Source organism: Pseudomonas sp. RT4P38 (assembly GCF_054897765.1).
Map to the genome: position 1 here is coordinate 6336423 of NZ_CM142703.1, position 19245 is coordinate 6355667.

At 59.3% G+C, this 19245-nt stretch carries 15 protein-coding genes and 2 pseudogenes; 11 read left to right on the forward strand and 6 right to left on the reverse strand.

Going from position 1 to position 19245, the window contains the following annotated elements; genetic code table 11:
• Positions 1–267: 267 nt before the first annotated feature.
• From ACYZT7_RS29560 to ACYZT7_RS29605, 10 genes are all read left to right on the forward strand, one after another.
• Entirely contained in the window at positions 268–729 is a 462-nt protein-coding gene (locus tag ACYZT7_RS29560; RefSeq protein ID WP_007980298.1) for an Lrp/AsnC family transcriptional regulator, read from the forward strand.
• A 156-nt stretch (positions 730–885) separates the two neighbouring features.
• Positions 886–2568: a flavin monoamine oxidase family protein gene (locus ACYZT7_RS29565; RefSeq protein ID WP_462039217.1), complete on the forward strand. Its 1683-nt coding sequence runs from the start codon at positions 886–888 to the stop codon at positions 2566–2568.
• A 12-nt stretch (positions 2569–2580) separates the two neighbouring features.
• Positions 2581–3375 (forward strand): carbon-nitrogen hydrolase family protein, encoded by a 795-nt coding sequence (locus tag ACYZT7_RS29570; protein ID WP_462039218.1) that lies wholly within the window; start codon positions 2581–2583, stop codon positions 3373–3375.
• A gap of 42 nt (positions 3376–3417) precedes the next feature.
• On the forward strand, positions 3418–5850 hold the full coding sequence (pqqF, locus tag ACYZT7_RS29575; protein WP_462039219.1) for a pyrroloquinoline quinone biosynthesis protein PqqF: 2433 nt from the start codon (positions 3418–3420) through the stop codon (positions 5848–5850).
• A 155-nt stretch (positions 5851–6005) separates the two neighbouring features.
• On the forward strand, positions 6006–6080 hold the full coding sequence (pqqA, locus tag ACYZT7_RS29580; RefSeq protein ID WP_009045898.1) for a pyrroloquinoline quinone precursor peptide PqqA: 75 nt from the start codon (positions 6006–6008) through the stop codon (positions 6078–6080).
• A gap of 73 nt (positions 6081–6153) precedes the next feature.
• Complete coding sequence (gene pqqB, locus ACYZT7_RS29585; protein WP_462039220.1) at positions 6154–7065, forward strand: pyrroloquinoline quinone biosynthesis protein PqqB; 912 nt, start codon at positions 6154–6156, stop codon at positions 7063–7065.
• Positions 7066–7215: 150 nt separating this feature from the next.
• Positions 7216–7968: a pyrroloquinoline-quinone synthase PqqC gene (pqqC, locus tag ACYZT7_RS29590; RefSeq protein WP_056741289.1), complete on the forward strand. Its 753-nt coding sequence runs from the start codon at positions 7216–7218 to the stop codon at positions 7966–7968.
• Positions 7965–8240 carry a pyrroloquinoline quinone biosynthesis peptide chaperone PqqD gene (gene pqqD, locus ACYZT7_RS29595; protein ID WP_462039221.1) on the forward strand — a complete coding sequence of 92 codons (276 nt, stop codon included), beginning with the start codon at positions 7965–7967 and terminating at the stop codon, positions 8238–8240. The genes pqqC and pqqD overlap by 4 nt, the downstream gene beginning before the upstream one ends.
• Before the next feature lie 4 nt (positions 8241–8244).
• A complete protein-coding gene (gene pqqE, locus ACYZT7_RS29600; protein ID WP_462041882.1) occupies positions 8245–9387 on the forward strand; it encodes a pyrroloquinoline quinone biosynthesis protein PqqE in 1143 nt (380 codons plus the stop codon).
• The gene (locus ACYZT7_RS29605; protein ID WP_462039222.1) at positions 9353–11179 is read left to right on the forward strand and encodes a S9 family peptidase; all 1827 of its coding nucleotides are present in this window, start codon (positions 9353–9355) and stop codon (positions 11177–11179) included. Before pqqE ends, ACYZT7_RS29605 begins: the two co-directional genes overlap by 35 nt.
• A 65-nt stretch (positions 11180–11244) precedes the next feature.
• Here the strand turns inward: ACYZT7_RS29605 and ACYZT7_RS29610 are convergent, their stop codons facing one another.
• Together ACYZT7_RS29610 and ACYZT7_RS29615 are read right to left on the reverse strand one after the other, a co-directional pair.
• Complete coding sequence (locus ACYZT7_RS29610; protein ID WP_007904205.1) at positions 11245–11403, reverse strand: YqaE/Pmp3 family membrane protein; 159 nt, start codon at positions 11401–11403, stop codon at positions 11245–11247.
• Positions 11404–11486: 83 nt separating this feature from the next.
• Positions 11487–11591: pseudogene (locus ACYZT7_RS29615) on the reverse strand (helix-turn-helix domain-containing protein); the annotation flags it as partial.
• A 66-nt stretch (positions 11592–11657) separates the two neighbouring features.
• On the opposite strand from ACYZT7_RS29615, the pseudogene ACYZT7_RS29620 reads away from it, so the two are divergent.
• Positions 11658–11765 (forward strand): annotated as a pseudogene (locus ACYZT7_RS29620) (LysR family transcriptional regulator); the annotation flags it as partial.
• A gap of 227 nt (positions 11766–11992) precedes the next feature.
• Here ACYZT7_RS29620 and ACYZT7_RS29625 read toward each other — a convergent pair.
• The 4 genes from ACYZT7_RS29625 to ACYZT7_RS29640 form a co-directional block, all read right to left on the reverse strand.
• Positions 11993–13771, reverse strand: a complete 1779-nt coding sequence (locus tag ACYZT7_RS29625; RefSeq protein ID WP_462039223.1) for an acyl-CoA dehydrogenase C-terminal domain-containing protein — start codon at positions 13769–13771, stop codon at positions 11993–11995.
• Between the two features lie 187 nt (positions 13772–13958).
• Entirely contained in the window at positions 13959–15755 is a 1797-nt protein-coding gene (locus tag ACYZT7_RS29630) for an acyl-CoA dehydrogenase C-terminal domain-containing protein (protein WP_462039224.1), read from the reverse strand.
• 90 nt (positions 15756–15845) lie between these two features.
• A complete protein-coding gene (locus ACYZT7_RS29635; protein WP_462039225.1) occupies positions 15846–17135 on the reverse strand; it encodes a GGDEF domain-containing protein in 1290 nt (429 codons plus the stop codon).
• Between the two features lie 198 nt (positions 17136–17333).
• Positions 17334–19139 (reverse strand): phenylacyl-CoA dehydrogenase, encoded by a 1806-nt coding sequence (locus ACYZT7_RS29640; RefSeq protein ID WP_462039226.1) that lies wholly within the window; start codon positions 19137–19139, stop codon positions 17334–17336.
• Between the last annotated feature and the right edge of the window lie 106 nt (positions 19140–19245).

A 19245-nucleotide genomic window follows, 5' to 3' on the forward strand; every position in this document is an offset into this window, starting at 1 on the left:
CGGTTTCGCATTCGACTACGAGTAACTGTTGCTGTCCATCCTATCGTCCTGTTGATGGTGTAGCGCTCGGCTATCGCCATGGGAAGGACAGACGGGTCAGTTCGCTCAGCCAAAAAAGCCGCGCAATTGCGCGGCTTTTTCGTACCTGCGTTTCAGACTTTACTTCGGCAACGCGTATGCAATCACGTAGTCACCCCGCCCACGAGCGCTGTGCGAGATGTGCCTGTAACATGCTTGCCCATAGATCTGTGCCGCTGGAGACAACCTTTGCCTGACACTCGCCCACCCGTTCTTGACGAAATCGACCGCCAGTTGATTGCAGCCCTGCAAATCAATGCCCGCGAGAGCGTGGCCATGCTCGCGCGACAATTGGGCATCGCTCGCACCACCGTCACTTCGCGATTGGCTCGGCTGGAAAAGGCCAAAGTAATCACCGGTTACGGCGTGCGTTTGGGTCAACGTGTCGTGGATGGCGGCTTGCAGGCGTACGTCGGGATCACGGTGCAACCGCGCTCGGGCAAGGAAGTGTTGCGACGTCTCAGCGCGATGGCTCAGGTGCAGCAGTTGTGCGCGGTCAGTGGCGAATTTGATTACGTGGCGTGGTTACGCACCGACTCACCTGAGCAGCTGGATCAGTTGCTCGATCAAATTGGCAGCGTAGACGGCGTGGAGAAGACCACGACCTCGATCATTCTCAGCAGCAAGATTGATCGCGGCCAGCCGGTTTAATCCAATCTGATCAACGCTCTCGTCTAATTGCAGCATTTACAAGCAAAACGACGACACATTGCGTCTTATTATCGTGTTCTTCGCTCTCTAGAATGGCTGCCATCTTTTCCTATACTCAGACGCGCATCCCGCGTCGGGTCGCCAGCAAGGTCAGCCATGAACAAGAACAATCGCCATCCTGCAGACGGTAAAAAACCAGTCACCATTTTCGGCCCGGACTTTCCTTTCGCCTTCGACGACTGGATCGAACACCCGGCCGGCCTGGGCAGCATTCCTGCGCACAATCACGGCGCCGAGGTAGCGATTGTCGGTGCCGGCATCGCCGGTCTGGTGGCGGCCTACGAATTGATGAAACTGGGCCTCAAACCCGTCGTCTACGAAGCCTCGAAAATGGGCGGCCGTCTGCGCTCACAGGCATTCAATGGCGCTGAAGGCATCGTCGCCGAGCTCGGCGGCATGCGTTTCCCGGTGTCGTCCACCGCGTTTTATCACTACGTCGACAAGCTCGGCCTGCAAACCAAACCTTTCCCGAACCCGCTGACACCTGCCTCGGGCAGCACGGTGATCGACCTCGAAGGCCAGACCCATTACGCACAGAAACTGGCGGATCTTCCTGCACTGTTCCAGGAAGTCGCCGATGCCTGGGCCGATGCACTGGAAGCCGGCTCGCAGTTCTCTGACATCCAGCAAGCAATCCGCGACCGCGATGTACCGCGCCTCAAAGAGCTGTGGAACACCCTCGTTCCGCTGTGGGACGACCGCACGTTCTATGACTTCGTCGCCACTTCCAAAGCCTTCGCCAAGCTCTCTTTCCATCACCGCGAAGTGTTCGGCCAGGTCGGTTTCGGTACCGGCGGCTGGGACTCGGACTTCCCGAACTCGATGCTGGAAATCTTCCGTGTGGTCATGACCAACTGCGACGACCACCAGCACTTGGTAGTCGGCGGCGTGGAACAAGTGCCGCTGGGCATCTGGCGCCATGTGCCGGAGCGTTGCGTGCATTGGCCTGAAGGCACCAGTCTCAGCTCGTTGCACAGCGGCGCACCGCGTTCCGGTGTGAAAAAAATCGCCCACGCACCGAACGGCCGTTTTACGGTCACTGACAACTACGGCGACACACGCGAATACGCGGCTGTACTGACCACCTGCCAGAGCTGGCTGCTGACCACCCAGATCGAATGCGACGAAACCCTGTTCTCGCAAAAGATGTGGATGGCCCTCGACCGCACCCGCTACATGCAATCGTCGAAAACCTTCGTGATGGTCGACCGGCCGTTCTGGAAGGACAAGGATCCGGAAACCGGCCGCGACCTGATGAGCATGACCCTTACCGATCGCCTGACCCGCGGCACCTACCTCTTCGACAACGGCGACGACAAGCCGGGCGTGATTTGCCTGTCGTACTCGTGGATGAGCGACGCGCTGAAAATGCTCCCGCACCCGGTGGAAAAGCGCGTGAAGCTGGCACTGGATGCGTTGAAAAAGATCTACCCGAAAGTCGACATCGCCACGCGGATCATCGGCGATCCGATCACCGTGTCCTGGGAAGCCGACCCGCATTTCCTCGGTGCTTTCAAAGGCGCCCTGCCCGGCCATTACCGCTACAACCAGCGCATGTACGCGCACTTCATGCAGGCCGACATGCCAGCCGAGCAACGCGGCATTTTCATCGCCGGCGACGACGTTTCGTGGACGCCGGCCTGGGTCGAAGGCGCGGTGCAGACCTCGCTCAATGCGGTGTGGGGCATCATGAAACACTTCGGCGGTGAAACTCACGCCGAGAATCCGGGTCCAGGAGATGTGTTCAACGAAATCGGTCCGATCGCCTTGCCCGAGTAAGAGGAATCCGAAATGCGCGTAGCCCTTTACCAATGTCCACCGCTGCCCCTGGAGGTTGCTGGCAACCTGCAACGCCTGCATCAATTGGCGCTGGAAGCCAAGGGTGCAGACTTGCTGGTGCTGCCGGAGATGTTCCTGACTGGCTACAACATCGGCGTCGATGCGGTCAGCGTCCTCGCGGAGGTGCATAACGGTGAATCGGCGCAGCAGATTGCGCGCATTGCCAAGACTGCCGGGATTGCCATTCTTTATGGCTACCCCGAGCGTACGGAGGACGGCCAGATCTACAACGCCGTACAGTTGATCGACGCTCATGGCGAGCGGTTGTGCAACTACCGCAAGACTCACCTGTTCGGCGACCTCGATCACTCGATGTTCAGCGCCGGAGGGGATGATTTCCCGCTGGTCGAGCTCAATGGCTGGAAGCTCGGTTTCCTGATCTGCTACGACATGGAGTTCCCGGAAAACGCCCGGCGCCTGGCCCTGGCCGGTGCCGAGCTGATTTTGGTGCCGACGGCGAACATGATTCCCTTCGATTTTGTTGCCGATGTCACCGTCCGTGCCCGGGCCTTCGAAAACCAATGTTATGTGGCTTACGCCAACTACTGCGGCCACGAAGGCGACATCCATTACTGCGGCCAAAGCAGCATCGCCGCGCCGGATGGCAGCCGTATCGCCCAGGCCGGGCTGGATGAAGCGTTGATTGTGGGCGAGCTGGATCGGCAGTTGATGGTCAATTCCCGCGCTGCCAATCGCTATCTGCTTGATCGTCGTCCCGAGCTTTACACCGAGCTGAACAAGCGCTGAGTTATCCGCTAGCATTAGCGCTTCTCTGCTCTGGAAGTGCTCATGCCTGCGCTGAATCACCCCCACCTTCTCACTGAAACCCTGGCCAACGGTCTGCGGGTGACGCTGCATCATGTGCCCGATTTGAAGCGCAGTGCTGCTGCGTTGCGAGTCGCTGCTGGCAGCCATGATGTGTCGCTGGCCTGGCCCGGGCTGGCGCACTTTCTCGAACACCTGCTATTTCTCGGTACAGAGCGCTTTCCCGCTGGCCTTGGGCTGATGGCCTACGTCCAGGGTCATGGCGGTCAGTTGAATGCCAAGACCAGCGAACGCACCACGGACTACTTTTTCGAATTACCGCCTCAGGCGTTTTCCGGCGGACTGGAGCGTCTGTCGGATATGCTCGCTCATGCGCGCATGACTTCGGACGATCAATTGCGGGAACGGGAAGTGCTGCACGCAGAATTTGTCGCATGGTCTCGGGATACGGCAGCTCAGCAGCAATTCGCGCTGTTTGACGGTCTTTCAGCGGCGCATCCACTGCGGGCGTTTCATGCCGGCAACCGCTACAGCCTGCCGGTCCCGCAACCTGAGTTCCAGCAAGCCTTGCAGGACTTCTATCAGCGGTTTTATCAGACCGGGCAGATGACCTTGAGCGTGGCCGGGCCGCAGAGTTTCGATGAGTTGAGGGCGATGGCTGAGAGCTTTAGCGCTGCTATTCCCATAGGGGAAAAGGTCCCGCAACAAGCGCCTCCATCGCTGATGGATTTTTCGGACAAAAGTTATCAACAAGCTGGAGCGCGCCGACTGGATCAGCTGTTTGCCTTCGAAGCGTTGCCGGATTCATCGTCAGAAGCGCTGGCGTTTCTGTGTCATTGGCTGAACGCCGCGAAATCCGGTGGTCTGCTGGCGCAATTGCGTGAGCGCGGGCAGGTTGACAGCCTGAAAGCTGCGCCGCTGTATCAGTTCGCCGGCCAGGCCTTGTTGCACATCGAATTCACGTTGCCTGCCAAAGCGACTCCCATCGGAATCCGCGAGCAGCTACTGGATTGGCTTGGATTCTTTGCCTCACAGCAACCCTGGACCGGGTTGCGCGAAGAATACGCCGCCCTGCTGCAACGTCAGCAGCAAGTCAGCGGCGCCCTGCAACTGGCCCGAATGGACAGCGAACAGCGTGAAACAGGGTTATCTGAATCGGGCGTTACAGCGCTCAAGGAGATACTGAAACAAATCGGCGCTGTGGATAACTTTACCGGCCAATGGCAACTGCCAACACCCAATCCGTTTTTGCGCGCCGAGGCCCCTGCCCCGAGTGCCGGACTGATCCGCGGCCAGACCAGCAAACACCGAGGCCTGCGGACCTTTGCCCAGGATCGTTCGCGAGGCCGTCGCGAACGTTCGCCCATGCAGTTCAGTCAGGCGTTGCCGGAAAACACTGCCGAAGGTGCCGTTTACCTGCGCTGGCGTCTGGACTCGGCACCTCGTAGCAACCTTCAGGCAAGCCTGGAAAACCGCCTGCAGCCATTGCGTGAAGACGCTCGTCAGGCAGGTGTCGATTGTTCCTTCAGCGCATCAGGCAATGAATGGCTGCTGAAAATGACCGGGCTACAGGAGCCGATGCCGACCGTCCTCGAACATGCGCTGAAAGAACTGACAAAACCTGATGACGGTTTCGCGCAAGAAGAGCCTACGAGTGTTGCGCTGATGCCGATTCGACAGCTGCTTAAAGCGCTGCCCGACCATTGCCTTGAGCGCACCGCCGACTCCGGCGACTTGATGCAGCTGTGGTCAAGCGCACGCTGGGAGGGTCTGGCGACCGGCCTGTCCGCCCAGACACAAGCGGCGATAGGCCTTGCCTTGAGTCGTGTGCCCGGCACTGCGGACAATCAACTGACGCCACCCTCCCCGATAAGCGCGCAGCGTCTCTGGAGCGCTGTCGATACCGGGTCCAGCGAACACGCGCTGTTACTCTTCTGTCCGACCGCAACCCGGGACATCGCTGACGAAGCTGCCTGGCGCTTGCTGGCTCACCTCTGCCAGACGCCATTTTACCAACGCCTGCGGGTCGAACTGCAGCTCGGTTATGCGGTGTTCAGCGCCCTGCGGCAGATCCATGGACAGACCGGGCTACTGTTCGGCGTGCAATCTCCAAGTGTCGCGCCTCTGGATCTGCTGGAACACATTGAACATTTCCTGAGCGATTTGGCCGGGATGATCGGCGACATCGATGACGTGGCCTTCATCGACCAGCGCCAGGCACTGGCCGATCAATTCGATAGCGCGGCGCTACCCAATGCGCAGGCCGCCGAACTGCTCTGGCAGGGCAAACTGGCCGGCCACTCGTCGGATTATCTGGAGTTGCTGCCTCGGACGATTCTGATGATCGACCGTGAAATGTTACTGGCCGCAGCACATCGACTGCATCAGGCAGAAGGTGGTTGGCGCTGTCTGGCCAGCGGACCGTGCCCGAGCTCGCCTTGGCAAGCGGCAAAATGATCATTACCGGTGCTGCAATTAGCTTTCTCAAAGATTCCCGGCCAATCGCCCTGTAATTTTGAGTAACATAGCCACCTAACTATCTGAACATCTCCGGCTGGAGGTGGACTATATGTATAGATCTCAACTGTCCCATCACCTGAAGGAGCGCTCCTATGTCCTGGTCCAAACCTGCTTACACCGACCTGCGAATCGGTTTTGAAGTCACCATGTACTTCGCAAGCCGCTAAGTTTGTATCGCAGTTCAACGCCTCGGTCTGCCGAGGCGTTTTTATTTTCAGCTTTCAAAATGATGGAGCGGCCATGTTTGTTCAGATTCTAGGTTCCGCCGCCGGCGGTGGTTTCCCGCAGTGGAATTGCAATTGCGTGAACTGCGCAGGCTTTCGCGACGGCAGCCTGAACGCCAAGGCGCGGACCCAGTCGTCCATTGCGATTTCCGATAACGGCGTGAATTGGGTGTTGTGCAACGCATCACCGGACATCCGCGCCCAGCTCCAGAGCTTTGCCCCGATGCAACCGGGCCGCGCCCTGCGCGATACCGGCATCAACGCGATCATCCTGATGGACAGCCAGATCGACCACACCACCGGCCTGCTCAGCCTGCGCGAAGGTTGCCCGCACCAGGTCTGGTGCACTGACATGGTCCACGAAGACCTGAGCACCGGTTTCCCCCTGTTCACCATGCTGACCCACTGGAACGGCGGGCTGACCTGGAACCGCGTCGAACTTGACCAAAGCTTCATCATCCCGGACTGCCCGAGCCTGCGCTTCACCCCCTTGCCACTACGCAGCGCCGCGCCACCGTACTCGCCGCATCGCTTCGACCCACACCCGGGCGACAACATCGGCCTGATCGTTGAAGACCTCAAAACCGGTGGCAAACTGTTCTACGCACCGGGCCTGGGCAAGGTCGACGCACCGCTGCTGGAGATCATGGCCGGCAGCGATTGCCTGCTGGTGGACGGCACGATGTGGGACGACGACGAAATGCAGCGCCGTGGCGTCGGCACCCGCACCGGTCGGGAAATGGGCCACTTGGCGCAGAACGGCCCCGGCGGCATGCTGGAAGTGCTGGAACAACTGCCCAAGCAGCGCAAAGTACTTATCCACATCAACAACACCAACCCGATTCTCGATGAGGATTCGCCTGAGCGTGCAGAGTTGGTTCGGCGGGATGTTGAAGTGGCGTATGACGGCATGAGTATTGTGTTGTAGGAAATCGAGACCGCTGCGCGGTCTATCGCGAGCAAGCTCGCTCCCACAGGTGACCGCATAACCCTGTGGGAGCAGCCGGTCGACGCTCGATTGCTCGCGATGAGGCCGGCACAAGCACTACACACCTACGGTTGTTCCCGGAGAACCGAAATGACTGACACAGCAATGTCCCCCGCCGAATTTGAAGCGGCCCTGCGGGCCAAGGGCGCCTACTACCACATCCATCACCCGTATCACGTGGCAATGTATGAAGGCAGGGCAACGCGCGAACAGATCCAGGGCTGGGTCGCCAACCGTTTCTATTATCAGGTGAACATTCCCCTGAAAGACGCCGCGATTCTAGCGAACTGCCCTGATCGAGAAATCCGTCGCGAGTGGATTCAGCGCTTGCTCGACCATGACGGTGCCCCCGGCGAAGACGGCGGCATCGAAGCCTGGCTGCGCCTGGGTCAGGCCGTCGGCCTCGACCCGGATCAGCTGCGCTCTCAGGAATTGGTACTGCCCGGCGTGCGTTTTGCCGTCGACGCCTACGTCAACTTCGCCCGCCGGGCCAGTTGGCAGGAAGCCGCCAGCAGCTCGCTGACCGAACTGTTCGCGCCGCAGATCCACCAATCGCGACTGGACAGCTGGCCGCAGCATTACCCGTGGATCGATCCGGCCGGTTACGAGTATTTCCGCACCCGCCTGGGTCAGGCGCGCCGCGATGTAGAACACGGCTTGGCGATCACTTTGCAGCACTACACGACGCGGGCCGGCCAAGAGCGCATGCTGGAAATTCTCCAGTTCAAACTGGACATTCTTTGGAGCATGCTCGATGCCATGAGCATGGCCTACGAATTGAATCGCCCGCCGTACCACAGCGTGACCGAGCAACGGGTCTGGCACAAAGGAATCACCTTATGAGTTTCGATCGCAGCAAGACCCCGACCTGGCGTCAGGGCTACCGCTACCAGTACGAACCGGCGCAGAAGGGTCATGTGCTGCTCTACCCGGAAGGCATGATCAAACTCAATGAAAGCGCCGCAATGATCGGCGGCTTGATCGATGGCCAGCGTAATGTCTCGGCGATCATCGCCGAACTGGACGCGCAGTTCCCCGGCGTGCCCGAGCTCGGTGACGACATCGAGCAATTCATGGAGGTTGCCCGTGCTCAGCACTGGATCGAACTTGCCTGACGCCCTGTCAGTCAAGTTGCCGCCAAAACCCGAAATCGGCCTGCCGCTGTGGCTACTGGCCGAGCTGACGTATCGCTGCCCGTTGCAATGCCCGTACTGCTCCAATCCGCTGGACTTCGCCGAGCAAGGTCAAGAACTGAGCACCGAACAGTGGATCAAGGTGTTCCGCGAAGCACGGGAGATGGGCGCGGCGCAGTTGGGCTTTTCCGGCGGCGAACCGCTGGTGCGCCAGGACCTCGCCGAGCTGATTGCCGAGGCGCGCAAGCTGGGCTTCTACACCAACCTGATCACCTCAGGCATCGGCCTGACCGAGCAGAAAATCAGCGACTTCAAGAAGGCCGGCCTGGACCACATTCAGATCAGCTTTCAGGCCAGCGATGAGCAAGTGAACAACTTGCTGGCCGGCTCGAAAAAGGCCTTCGCGCAGAAGCTGGAAATGGCTCGCGCGGTGAAAGCCCACTGCTATCCGATGGTGCTGAATTTCGTGACCCATCGGCACAACATCGACAAGATCGACCGGATCATTGAGTTGTGCATCGCCCTTGAGGCGGACTTTGTGGAACTCGCCACTTGCCAGTTTTACGGTTGGGCGCAGCTCAATCGGGTCGGTCTGTTGCCGACCAAGGAACAGCTGGTCCGCGCCGAACGCATCACCAACGAATACCGTGCCAAACTCGAAGCCGAAGGGCATCCGTGCAAGCTGATTTTCGTCACCCCGGACTATTACGAAGAGCGCCCGAAAGCCTGTATGAACGGCTGGGGCAGTATCTTTCTGACGGTTACGCCGGACGGAACTGCCCTGCCCTGTCACGGCGCCCGACAGATGCCGGTGCAGTTTCCCAACGTGCGCGACCACAGCATGCAGCACATCTGGTACGACTCGTTCGGCTTCAACCGCTTCCGCGGTTACGACTGGATGCCCGAGCCGTGCCGTTCCTGCGACGAGAAAGAAAAAGACTTCGGCGGCTGTCGCTGCCAGGCATTCATGCTCACCGGGGACGCGAGCAATGCCGACCCGGTGTGCAGCAAGTCGGAACATCACGGCGTGATCCTCAAGGCCCGCGAAGAAGCCGAGCACGCGACCCAGACCATCGAACAACTGGCGTTTCGCAATGAACGAAATTCACGACTCATCGCTAAAAGCTGAACCCTTCAGCGCTGCCAGGGCCGTCGCGGCCGGCATCGACTTCGCCGAGTTGCAGGTCGGCCGGCAAGGCTTGTTCTGGAACGAGTACCGACCCGAGGACGCCGCCTGCCGGATCTGGCATTGGCGTGACGGCCAGGCGCATTGCCTGACGCCAGCGGGCTTCAGTGCGCGCAGTCGGGTGTACGAATATGGCGGCGGCGCGTTTTGTCTGACCGATGACGGGATAGTGTTCGTCAACGAGGCGGACCAACAGCTGTATCGACAGTCGCTGGCCGGCGAGACACCTGAGTTGCTGAGCTCAGGCGAATGCCGATACGGCGATCTGCAGTTCGCTAACGGGCAGGTATTGGCGGTTGAAGAAAACCGCGATCGGCATCGTCTGGTGGCTATCGATGTGGCTGACGGGGTACGTCATCTGCTGGCCGAAGGCGCCGACTTCTATGCCGCGCCGACGTTGAGTCCCGACGCGCAACGACTGGCGTGGATCGAGTGGAGTCGTCCGGATCAACCATGGACCGCGACTCGCCTGATGGTTGCCGAACGCCAGAACGATGGCAGCTTTGCTCTACCGCGTTGCGTGGCTGGCGAAGACGCTGAGGAATCGCTGCAACAACCGAGGTTCGATGCAAGTAGCCGCCTGTTTTGCCTGACTGATTGCGGCGGCTACTGGCAGCCTTGGGTGGAATCGACAGACGGTCTGAGACCGCTGCCGAGTGCCGCTGCCGATCATGGGCCAGCGCCATGGCAGCTGGGTGGCAGCACCTGGTTGCCGCTGAGCGAAGGCAGCTATCTGGCAACCTGGACCGAAGACGGGTTTGGCAGATTGGGTCTTTGTGGTGACTCCCGTGAAGATTTCACTGGCGATTACAGCCGGTTCCGCCATCTCGCGCTGGATGAGCGGTTCATTTACTGCATCGCCGCCTCGCCAGTCAGTTCGTCGGCAATCATTGCCATCGACCGCCAAACCCGGCAGGTCAACACATTGGCTGGCGGTGTTGCACCGTTGCCCGCCGAACAGATCAGCGTCCCGCAAACCCTGCGCTACCCGAGCGGTTCGGGCGAGGCACACGGCTTTTTCTATCCCGCGATGACCGGTGAAGCAAAACCGCCTCTGGTGGTGTTTATCCACGGTGGCCCGACTTCGGCCTGCTACCCCATGCTCGATCCGCGCATCCAGTATTGGGCGCAACGCGGTTTCGCTGTGGCCGACCTCAACTACCGCGGCAGCAGTGGCTATGGCCGGGCTTATCGACAAGCGCTGCACTTGAGCTGGGGCGAAGTGGATGTGGAGGATGCCTGCGCAGTCGTCGCTTATCTTGCCGAACGCGGACTGATCGACGGCAACAAGGCGTTTATTCGCGGTGGCAGTGCCGGCGGCTACACCACACTGTGTGCACTGGCCTTTCACACAGTCTTCCGCGCCGGCGCCAGCCTGTATGGCGTTAGTGATCCGGTGGCACTGGGCCGGACGACCCACAAGTTCGAAGGCGATTATCTGGATTGGCTGATCGGCGACCCGGTGCAGGATGCCGAACGCTACGCTGCTCGAACGCCGTTGCTGCACGCGGGCAACATCAGTGTTCCGGTGATTTTCTTTCAGGGTGAACTGGACGCCGTAGTGGTTCCGCAACAGACCCGCGACATGGTCACGGCGCTACAGGACAACGGCATTCTGGTTGAAGCGCATTACTACGCTGACGAACGCCATGGCTTTCGCAAGGCCGGCAATCAGGCCCACGCACTGGAGCAGGAGTGGTTGTTTTATCGAAGGGTGATGGCGCTGTCGGACTGAAATCGCAGCGCTCCATTCGCGGGCAAGCCTTGCCCGCGAATGGAATCTATCTGACGCCGCGAAACTCAGCGCTTGGCGATGATGTACACCGCATGCACGATCCCGGGGATGTAACCGCACAACGTCAGCAGAATATTCAGCCAGAACGCGCCGGCGAAACCGACTTGCAGAAACACACCCAGTGGCGGCAATAGAATGGCGATGATGATGCGAATAAAGTCCATGGGGTAGCTCCTGATTTAAAGTTGGCTCGTGTGAGCCTACAGCTAATCGACCTGTACCGTTCGTCAGGGTTCAGTGCGGTTCTTCAGGCCAGTATCTCAAGACCGTGTTTCTGAACGATGCTCAGCAACTTCAGCGCCATGCCACTGGGATGCTTGTCTCCCGCTTCCCATTGTTTAACCGTCGAGTTGTACCGCGAGACGGTTCGGGAATTCGTGTAGGGCGGGTCTGATCAGACGGCAATCCCTTTGCGGCACAGCGACAACAGACCTCGCTGGCCTTGTTGCGTACGTTGCTGGAAGAAGTGATGAATGGCTCGGAGGGGCGTTTGAGCAGCCCGGCAACACTGGATGATATGGGCTGAACACTTTTCTGCAGGTAAAAGAAAACCCCGCCGAAGCGGGGCTTTGCAGACTGTTTCCCTGACATCCATTTCACTCCGCCGTCCTGGCAGAATCCTACGTGTCCGTGTTGTTGCTTTGCGCTTCCTGCGCGACGTCCATGTGAAGTAGATTAGCTGTGGATCCAATCTTCATCTATGGGAGAAGAGCAGCACGTCATGTAAGAAAATGCTTACACGGCGCTACATTGTCAGAACTGTCCTGCGTCCAGCAGGAACAACGACTCGCTGCCGGCCTTCACCGACGCGCTCAATGAGTGAATACGCGGCAGCAGGCGTGCGAAATAGAAGCGCGCCGTGCCCAGTTTGCTCGCGTAGAAATCGTCCTGCGCCTCTTTGCCAAAAGCGGCCTTGGCCATCAGTGCCCACATGTACGCATACGACACGTAACCGAATGCTTGCAGATACTCGACCGAGGCAGCGCCGATTTCGTTCGGGTTGCTTTTCGCCCGATCGAGCAGCCACGCGGTCAGCTCGTCGAGGGTGGTCACCGCGTCGTTCAGCGGCTTGGTGAACTCGGCCAGGTCAGCGCTGGCGGTCGCGGTGAAATGACGGATTTCGTCAGCGAACAGGTTGTAGAACGCCCCGCCGGTGCCGACGATCTTGCGTCCTACCAGGTCCAGCGCCTGAATGCCGTTGGTGCCTTCGTAGATCTGGGTGATGCGCACGTCGCGAACCAGTTGCTCCTGGCCCCACTCACGGATGTAACCGTGGCCGCCGAAAATCTGCTGGCCGTGAACCGTGGTTTCCAGACCGAGGTCGGTCAGGAATGCCTTGGCCACCGGGGTCAGCAAGGCCACCAAATCTTCCGCGCGTTTGCGGGTCGTGGCGTCTTCACTGAATTTGGCGGTGTCCAGTTGCATGGCCACGTAAGTCGAGAACGCGCGGCCACCTTCGTTCGAGGCTTTCATGGTCAGCAGCATACGACGCACGTCTGGGTGGACGATGATCGGGTCAGCGACCTTGTCCTTGTTCTGCGCGCCGGTCGGCGAACGGCTTTGCAGACGGTCGCGAGCGTATTCGACGGCGTTCTGGTAGGAGCGCTCGCCGGTGGCCAGGCCCTGGATACCAACGCCCAGACGTTCGTAGTTCATCATGGTGAACATCGCGGCCAGGCCTTTGTTCGGCTCGCCGACCAGGTAACCCACGGCTTCGTCGAAGTTCATCACGCAAGTCGCTGACGCCTGAATGCCCATCTTGTGTTCGATCGAACCGCAGTTGGCCGGGTTACGCGCACCGAGAGTGCCATCGGCGTTGACCATGAACTTCGGCACCAGGAACAGCGAAATTCCTTTCGGACCCGCCGGCGCATCCGGCAGTTTGGCCAGCACCAGATGGATGATGTTTTCGGTCAGATCGTGCTCGCCACCGGTGATGAAGATCTTGGTGCCGCTGACTTTGTAGGACCCGTCGACCTGAGGTTCGGCCTTGGTGCGAATGATCCCAAGGTCAGTACCCGCGTGCGGCTCGGTCAGGCACATGGAGCCGGCCCAGACGCCGGCGTACATGTTCGGCAGGTACGCGGCTTTCAGCGCTTCGCTGGCGTGGGCATTGATCGACAGGCAGGCACCCGCGGTCAGCATCGGATACAGACCGAACGACAGGCTGGCGGAGTTGACCATTTCTTCGACCTGAGCCGAAACAGCCTTGGGCATGCCCATGCCGCCATAGGTCGGATCGCCACCGACACCGACCCAACCGCCTTCAGCGTAAGTCTGATAAGCCTGTGGGAAACCGGCCGGCGTGGTGACGGCACCGTCCGCCCAATGGCAACCTTCTTCGTCAGCCGCACGGCTCAGGGGCGCGATGCTTTTGCTGGTGACCTTGCCGGCTTCTTCGAGAATGGCTTCAACCGTTTCCGCATCGACAGTCTCGGCGAGCGCAGGCAGTTCGGCCCAGAGTTTGGCGACCTCGAAAACTTCATTGAGGACGAAGCGCATATCGCGCAGGGGCGCTTTGTAGTCAGCCATGGCAAACCTCGCAAGATCTAAACAGGTGATTCGTAGGAGTGGTGCTTTCGTTGGGTTCGAGTGTAACCCAACAACTTTTACGACACATAGGGTCAGCACATGACCGTTTTGTTATTTTTAGTCACTGAAATTCCGACCATTAAAGAAGCCCGCAACTAGGCGGGCTCTTTTCCGACGATTTGAAAAACTATAACGCAAACAGCTCCGCAGGCAGCTTCATAAGGCAATCGCTGCCCGCCTCGATGGCCGCGCGATGAGCAGCCGTGCGTGGCAGCAAACGTTTGAAGTAAAACTCGCTGGTCGCCAGTTTTGCCTGGCAGTAAGCGGCATCGCCACTGCCCGAATCGAGCTGTGCCTGCGCGACCAACGCCATGCGCAGCCACAGATAGCCAAGGATGATGTAACCGCTGTACATCAGGTAATCCACCGAAGCCGCGCCGACTTCATCAGGATTTTTCATCGCGGCCATACCGACCTTGGTGGTCACCTCTCCCCACTGCTGATTCAGGTCGTTGAGCTGCGCCACGTAGCTGGCGAGTTGCGGATGTCCGGCGTTTGCCGCACAGAACTTGTGAACGATTTTGGTGAAGCCGCGCAGCAATTTCCCTTGGCTGCCGAGGACTTTTCTTCCAAGCAAGTCCAGCGCCTGAATGCCGTTGGTGCCTTCGTAGATCGGTGCGATCCGGCAGTCACGAACCAACTGCTCCATACCCCACTCGCGGATGAATCCGTGCCCACCAAACACCTGCATGCCGTGGTTGGTCACTTCCAGTCCGGTATCGGTCATGAAGGCTTTGCAGATCGGCGTGAGGAACGCCAGCAGGTCTTCGGCATCCTGACGCGCCGTCTCATCCGTACTCAGATGTGCCACGTCCAGCAACTGCGCAGTGAAATAGGTCAGCGCCCGGTTGCCTTCGTTGAAGGCCTTCATCGTCAGCAACATCCTGCGCACATCAGGATGAACAATGATCGGATCGGCGGCTTTTTCCGGCGCTTTCGGGCCGGTCAGCGCACGCATCTGCAGACGGTCGTTGGCGTACTTGATCGCACCCTGAAAGCTCGCCTCCCCCAGACACAAACCCTGCATGCCTGTGCCGAGCCGCGCGTGGTTCATCATGGTGAACATGCAGTTCAGGCCCTTGTTCGGCTCACCGATCAAGAAGCCCTTGGCATCGTCGAAATTCAGCACGCAGGTGGCCGAGGCCTTGATGCCCATTTTGTGTTCGATCGAGCCACAGGAAACGCCGTTGCGCTCGCCCGCCTCACCCTCGTCATTGGGTAGGAATTTAGGAACGATAAACAGCGAAATGCCCTTGGTGCCTACCGGAGCGTCCGGCAGTTTCGCCAGCACCAGGTGAATGATGTTTTCACTCATGTCGTGCTCGCCGGCAGAGATGAAAATCTTGCTGCCGGAGATCGCGTAGCTGCCATCGGCCGCAGGCACGGCGCGGGTTTTGATGATGCCCAGGTCAGTGCCGCAATGGGCTTCGGTCAGACACATGGTGCCGGTCCATTGGCCTGCGGTGAGTTTGCTCAGGTAAGTCTGTTTCTGTTCTTCAGTGCCATGGGCGTGGATCGCCGACATTGCACCGTGAGTCAGACCGGGGTACATGCCCCAGGAGGTGTTGCTGGAGCCGACCATTTCGCTGATGACCAACCCCAGTGAACTTGGCAAACCCTGGCCACCGTAAACCGGATCAGCCGCCAGACCATGCCAGCCACCTTCAACGTATTGTGCGAAGGCCTGCTTGAAGCCTGTAGGCGTAGTCACCACGCCATTGTCGAAATGGCAGCCTTCTTCGTCGCCGCTGCGGTTCAGCGGTGCGAGAACGTTCTCACAGAACTTTGCACCTTCTTCGAGGATCGCATTGATCATGTCCGGACTGGCATCGGTGGCGCCCAGCGCGGCGTAGTTGCTGTGAAAATCGAAGACGTGGTCAATCAGAAAGCGCATGTCGCGCAGGGGAGCTTTGTACTCAGGCATGGTCATTTCTCCGGCAGCAGATTCCCCAAACCTACTGCCGCGCACCCGGCCTCACAATCACAGTCCAGACGCTGAATGCGCCATCATCACTCAATCAGTAGCGGCGTCCATGCGCACTGCGCCACGACGGTTCTGACCGAACGCCACCACGCAGTTTCGCCCCGCACCCTTGGCGCTGTAGAGCGCCTCGTCAGCGGATTTGAGCACTTTTTCGGGGGTACGCTGCTCCAGTCGTTCGGCGACACCAATACTGACGGTGACCGACACACTTGAGGCGCCCGAACCCGCCCGGCGCTGGCGACCTTGCTGGTCGTCCTGGGGGCGGCTGTCCTGATTGCGCAGCTGAATGTTGTAGGTGGCGATGGATTCGCGGATGACTTCCAGGTGCGGCATGCACTCTTCGAGGGTCTTGCCTGCGAACACCAACGCAAACTCCTCTCCGCCGTAGCGATACGCCCTTCCGCCTCCGCCGATTTTCGACAGCTTGCTGGCGACAAGTCGCAGTACCTGATCGCCGACATCGTGGCCGTGGGTGTCGTTGAATTTCTTGAAGTGATCGACGTCGCTCATCGCCAGCACGTAATTGCGCCCCAACCGCTGCATCCGCTCGTTCAAGGCGCGGCGGCCCGGCAGACCGGTAAGCTCGTCGCGGAAGGCCATTTGATAGGCCTCATGGGCGACCGCTGCGGCAATCATCAACATCACCTGACTGCACATGATGTTCAGGGTGAACGGCAGGATGAAGGTTTTCGGCAACATCCAGAACAACCCGAGCAAGCCCACTAATTGGGCAGCATGCAAGGGTCTCGGGTTGCGCCAGTATTGCCAAACCAGTAACGCAAACGAGGCGATGAACACTGGATAAGACAACTGGATCAAGCTCATCCAGGCGCCATGCAGGGCTGGCCAACGGATCTCCGACAGCCACATCAACAGCGCCTGTGGGTAACTTTGTTCCAGCCCCAACGCCACGCTACCGAAGGCCATCAATACCGCGAAGCGCGCCACCATGTCCTGGAACAGGTGGGTGCGCTCCTGCCAGGCGGCGAACAAGCCAAAGAGCAGCGGCAGCAACAGGCAGCACAGATGGAAGACCACCGCGGCGTCTTCACGGACTTTGCCATTGTCGCGGTAGTAATCAGTCTGGGTGTCGAGCAGGAAGTAGGCGATGTACACCGTGACCATCAGAAACAGCTCACGCTGACGTCGGTAAACCGCGCAGTAAGCACCGCCGAGCAACAACACCAGCGTTGGCAGTACGTTGAACAGCGAGGTGAAAAAGACGTTCAGATCCTTCACGTACGCAGCCGCAAGCCCCGCGAGCAAAAGCACTAACGACGGCAGGAAATGGCTGAAACGTACAGCGGAAGAACGCGGCAAGGGTAAAGCTCCGACCCGGCAAACAAAGATGGCATTGTGCCTGCTCTTCGAGCGGCATGTCACATCGCCATCCTCTTTAACGGCAGCAATGGCGTTCTTCTTAGCGTTTTAGTCAGGAATATTTACGCGTAGATATCGCGCACAAAAAAGCCGCTGCTCCCGAGGAAGCAGCGGCTTTATGAAGCGACAGCGTGGGACTTAGTAACCCAGCGCGAAGTCTTCTTCTTTCATGTCCATCAGGTTGTTGGCGCCCGACAGCATGGTTACAACGTGAGTGCGGGTACGCGGCAGGATGCGCTGGAAGTAGAAGCGCGCAGTCTGCAGCTTGGCGGTGTAGAACGCCGTTTCAGTGGTGCCGGCAGCCAGTTTCTCGGCAGCCAGACGCGCCATGTCAGCCCAGAAGTAAGCCAGGCAGGCGTAACCGGAGTACATCAGGTAATCCACCGACGCCGCGCCGACTTCTTCGCGGTCTTTCATGGCCGCCATACCGACCTTCATGGTCAGCTCGCCCCACTCTTTGTTCAGCGCAGCCAATGGCTCGACGAACTCTTTGACCGCTTCGTTGCCTTCGTTGGTCTGGCAGAACTTGTGGACGATCTTGGTGAAGCCTTTCAGAGCCTCGCCTTGAGTCATCAGCACTTTACGGCCCAGCAGGTCGAGTGCCTGGATACCGGTGGTGCCTTCGTACAGCATCGAAATGCGGCTGTCGCGAACGTTCTGCTCCATGCCCCACTCGGCGATGAAGCCGTGGCCGCCGTAGATTTGCACGCCGTGGTTGGCGGATTCGAAGCCGACTTCAGTCATGAAGGCTTTGGCGATCGGCGTCATGAACGCCAGCAGTGCGTCGGCCTTCTTCTTCTCTTCTTCGTCCACGCCGTACTTGACGATGTCGACTTGCTTGGCAGTGAAGTAAACCATCGCGCGGTTGCCTTCGGCGAAGGCCTTCATGGTCAACAGCATGCGACGTACATCAGGGTGAACGATGATCGGGTCAGCGGCTTTTTCTGGTGCTTTCGGGCCAGTCAGGGAGCGCATTTGCAGACGATCACGAGCGTATTTCAGACCGCCCTGGAAGCCGATCTCGGCATGAGCCAGACCTTGCAGCGCCGTCCCCAGACGTGCGGTGTTCATGAAGGTGAACATGCAGTTCAGGCCTTTGTTCGCCGGGCCGATGAGGAAACCGGTGGCCGCGTCGAAGTTCATCACGCAGGTGGCGTTACCGTGGATGCCCATCTTGTGTTCCAGGGAACCGCAGGTCACGGCGTTGCGAGCGCCGATCGAACCGTCTTCGTTCGGCATGAACTTGGGAACGATGAACAGCGAAATGCCTTTGGTGCCAGCCGGTGCATCCGGCAAGCGTGCCAGCACGATGTGGACGATGTTATCGGCCATGTCGTGTTCGCCGGCCGAGATGAAGATCTTGGTGCCGGATACTTTGTAGGAACCGTCGGCCTGAGGTTCGGCCTTGGTGCGCAGCATGCCCAGGTCGGTGCCGCAGTGCGGTTCGGTCAGGCACATGGTGCCGGTCCACTCGCCGGAAACCAGTTTGGTCAGGTAAGCCTCTTGTTGCTCAGGCGTGCCGTGCTCGGAAATGGTGTTCATCGCGCCGTGGGACAGGCCTGGGTACATGCCCCACGACCAGTTGGCTTCGCCAACCATTTCGCTGACGGCCAGACCCAGAGACTCCGGCAGGCCCTGGCCGCCGTGCTCTACGTCGTGGGCCAGGCTTGGCCAGCCGCCTTCGACGAATTGTTTGTAGGCTTCTTTGAAGCCAGTCGGGGTTTTAACGCCGGACTCGCTCCAGGTGCAACCTTCGGTGTCACCCACGCGGTTCAGCGGAGCCAGCACCTGCTCACAAAACTTGGCGCCTTCTTCGAGAATGGCGTCAACCATGTCTGGAGTTGCGTCCTGGCAAGCCGGAAGGCTCTGATAGTGCGCTTCGTAGCCGAGCAGCTCGTCACGAACGAAGCGAATATCACGCAAGGGGGCCTTGTAGTCAGGCATAGCGATAAACCTCTGCTGATGTAACCGGGAATGAACGACCGCGTTGATTTATTGTGGCGGTCAAACAGTTGTTTGAAACATACGTTTACGCCTAAATCTTGTCAAG

Excerpts from the sequence above, each read along its gene's own strand:
- ACYZT7_RS29605 (WP_462039222.1), top strand. The coding sequence starts at position 9,353 with ATGAACGAAATTCACGACTCATCGCTAAAAGCTGAACCCTTCAGCGCT.
- pqqC (WP_056741289.1), top strand. The coding sequence starts at position 7,216 with ATGACTGACACAGCAATGTCCCCCGCCGAATTTGAAGCGGCCCTGCGG.
- ACYZT7_RS29630 (WP_462039224.1), bottom strand. The coding sequence starts at position 15,755 with ATGCCTGAGTACAAAGCTCCCCTGCGCGACATGCGCTTTCTGATTGAC.
- ACYZT7_RS29610 (WP_007904205.1), bottom strand. The coding sequence starts at position 11,403 with ATGGACTTTATTCGCATCATCATCGCCATTCTATTGCCGCCACTGGGT.
- ACYZT7_RS29570 (WP_462039218.1), top strand. The coding sequence starts at position 2,581 with ATGCGCGTAGCCCTTTACCAATGTCCACCGCTGCCCCTGGAGGTTGCT.
- ACYZT7_RS29565 (WP_462039217.1), top strand. The coding sequence starts at position 886 with ATGAACAAGAACAATCGCCATCCTGCAGACGGTAAAAAACCAGTCACC.
- ACYZT7_RS29640 (WP_462039226.1), bottom strand. The coding sequence starts at position 19,139 with ATGCCTGACTACAAGGCCCCCTTGCGTGATATTCGCTTCGTTCGTGAC.
- pqqD (WP_462039221.1), top strand. The coding sequence starts at position 7,965 with ATGAGTTTCGATCGCAGCAAGACCCCGACCTGGCGTCAGGGCTACCGC.
- pqqF (WP_462039219.1), top strand. The coding sequence starts at position 3,418 with ATGCCTGCGCTGAATCACCCCCACCTTCTCACTGAAACCCTGGCCAAC.
- pqqB (WP_462039220.1), top strand. The coding sequence starts at position 6,154 with ATGTTTGTTCAGATTCTAGGTTCCGCCGCCGGCGGTGGTTTCCCGCAG.
- ACYZT7_RS29625 (WP_462039223.1), bottom strand. The coding sequence starts at position 13,771 with ATGGCTGACTACAAAGCGCCCCTGCGCGATATGCGCTTCGTCCTCAAT.